We start from the raw sequence: 2,675 nt of genomic DNA, 5'->3' as shown, positions 1-2,675 counted from the left end.
GCAGGCCGAAAAGGTTGATGAATCTTTCGGTATCTTTGCCGATGCAGTGCATTCCTGTAATAGCCGGTGCGGCGTGTTCTCCCCGGTGCGCTTTAGTCTAAAAAATATATTGACATAAGATAAAACTATCGACTATCATAATATTGATAATCATTATCATTTTAGATATGTGGTGGCGTTTATTATTTAAATAAAAAGTTAGCCAATGCTAACTTTCAAAGGGGTGATATCCGTGGAAAAATTTATTTTATATGCAATTCTCCTGCTGGCCCTGATTGCCATCGGCTTTAAGGTCAAAAGATTAATGGATACGGCAAGCGGTGTACCGAGAAAAAATTCTTGCGACTGTGGAATGTGCTCCTCCAGCTCCTGCCCCGTCCGCGAGTGGCCGGAGGCCAGCGCGGAGCCAGGCCCCAAGCAGGACTCCTAACAAACCACCGCCCTGATGGATAACAAAATAGAAGCCATGTATAAAAAGAGTGGATTTTATATGAAGAATGGAGATGAAAGCTATGACCCGAACTTTGAAAGACTTGACTCCTGGAGAGAGCGCCCGAATTAAGGCCGTTACCGGACACGGCATCATCCGCCGGCGCATAACGGAAATGGGACTGGTGCCCGGGGTGGAGCTTATGATGGAGCGCTATGCCCCTCTGGGCGATCCGGTAGAGGTTAAAAGCCAGGGTTTTCACTTGTCTCTGCGCAAGGAAGAAGCCAATACCATTATCCTGGAATCATAACTGGAGGAAATAGAAGATGAACCGAAAAAACATTGTCATTGCCCTGGCCGGTAATCCCAACTCAGGGAAAACCACCATATTCAACGCCTTGACCGGCGCCCGTCAGCATGTGGGCAACTATCCGGGCGTAACCGTGGAAAGAAAAGAAGGCCGGGTAAAATATAAGGATCATGATATTACCGTGATCGATCTGCCTGGGACCTACGGACTTTCCGCCTACTCGCCGGATGAGGTGGTGGCCCGTCAGGTTATTATTAATGAAAAGCCCGATATCTTAGTTGATATTGTTGATGCTTCCAACCTGGAGCGCAACCTCTACCTGACTATGCAGTTAAAAGAATTAGAGGTTCCGGTGATACTGGTACTGAATATGTCGGATGTCGCCGAGAAAAACCAGGTTAAAATAAATCACGGCCTGCTTTCACAGCTCCTGGGGATACCGGTCGTACGGGCTGTGGGGAGCAAAAACGAGGGCATCCGGGATATCCTGGAGGAGATAGTCAATTACGACTCCGGGCAGACCAAGGCCCAGGAAAGACAAGGGCGCTACCGTCCGGAAATTGAGGATGAGCTGGCTCGACTGCAGGAGCAATTACAGCCTCCCCAACCTGTGGCCGCGGAAGCCGCAGCTGGAGTAGAAGCCGGTACCGAACTCTCCACCATGCCCTTCCGCTGGCTGCTCATCAAGCTTCTGGAAAATGACCAGGAAGTAGGCCGGCAAATTTCAGCCTGGAAGATCGGTCCGGATTTCATGCGCGAAGTTGAGCAAAGCCGTCAGCGTATTAAGAATCTCACCAACGATGAACCGGAAATAGCGTTGGTGGAAGACCGCTATGCTTATGTTCGCGGGATTTGCCGCGAAGTTTGTCAGAGAGCCCTTCTGGACAAGGCAACCGTGACGGAGAAAATCGATAATGTTCTTTTAAATCGCGTGTTGGGTATACCCTTATTCCTGGGCATGATGTGGCTGCTGTTCCAAATGACTTTCACCCTGGGAGCTCCTCCCATGGATTGGATCGATTCCGGAGTATCCGCTTTGGGCGACTGGCTGAATGCCAATATGGCAGACGGCCTGCTGCGTTCTCTGCTGGTGGACGGCATCGTAGGCGGGGTAGGCGGAGTCATCGTCTTTTTGCCCAACATTCTGCTGCTCTTCCTGGGCATCGCCTTCCTGGAAGGAACCGGTTACATGGCCCGAGCCGCCTTTGTCATGGACCAGGTGATGCACAAAGCCGGCCTGCATGGCAAGTCTTTTGTCCCCATGTTGATTGGTTTCGGCTGCTCGGTGCCTGCGCTGATGGCCAGCCGCACTCTGGAGAATCCCCGTGATCGTCTGGTGACCATGCTGGTTACTCCTCTGATGAGCTGCGGGGCGCGGCTGCCGGTTTACAGTCTGCTGATTGCCGCCTTTTTCCCCACGCAAATGGGAGGGAACATATTGTTCTCCATATATATGATCGGCATTTGCCTGGCGATTATTATGGCCCGGGTTTTTCGCACCTGGCTCTTGCCCGGTGAAACCGAGCCTTTCGTTATGGAATTACCGACTTATCAAATGCCTACGATAAAAAATATTCTGATCCATATGTGGGAACGAACCTGGCTTTACGTGAAAAAGGCCGGTACCATCATCTTGATGATATCCATTGTGATGTGGGCTTTATTTACTTTTCCCACCACCGATAGTCAGAGGCAGCCCTACGAAGACGCCACCGTTCAGCTGGAAAACAGCTATGCCGGACAAGTGGGCAAGGCTATAGAGCCGGTGTTTAGACCCCTGGGCTTTGATTGGAAAACCGGCGTGGCCCTGGTGGCTGGTTTTGGCGCCAAGGAAGTGGTGGTAAGTACCTTGGGAACCCTTTATAGCATCGAAGACGAAGAGGCCCTGGCCGAAGAAGAGGAATCTTCGGTCAAAGGATTTGCTGAACGGGCCAA

The 2,675-nt window shown here is 51.0% G+C and carries 2 protein-coding genes; both read left to right on the top strand.

Annotation, left to right across the window (positions count from 1 at the left end):
- Positions 1–512: 512 nt before the first annotated feature.
- Positions 513–740 carry a FeoA family protein gene (locus B3W37_RS10440; RefSeq protein WP_481041467.1) on the top strand — a complete coding sequence of 76 codons (228 nt, stop codon included), beginning with the start codon at positions 513–515 and terminating at the stop codon, positions 738–740.
- Positions 741–756: 16 nt separating this feature from the next.
- Positions 757–2,675 (top strand): ferrous iron transport protein B (gene feoB, locus B3W37_RS10435; RefSeq protein ID WP_483175691.1); only part of this gene is annotated, 1,919 nt, incomplete at its 3' end.

Source organism: Syntrophomonas sp. UBA5494, from assembly GCF_002426325.1.
The sequence above is the reverse complement of the archived record's forward strand: the minus strand, read 5'-3'. Positions and strand labels throughout refer to the sequence as shown.

Coding starts and splice junctions, on each gene's coding strand:
- B3W37_RS10440 (WP_481041467.1), top strand. CDS start 513: ATGACCCGAACTTTGAAAGACTTGACTCCTGGAGAGAGCGCCCGAATT.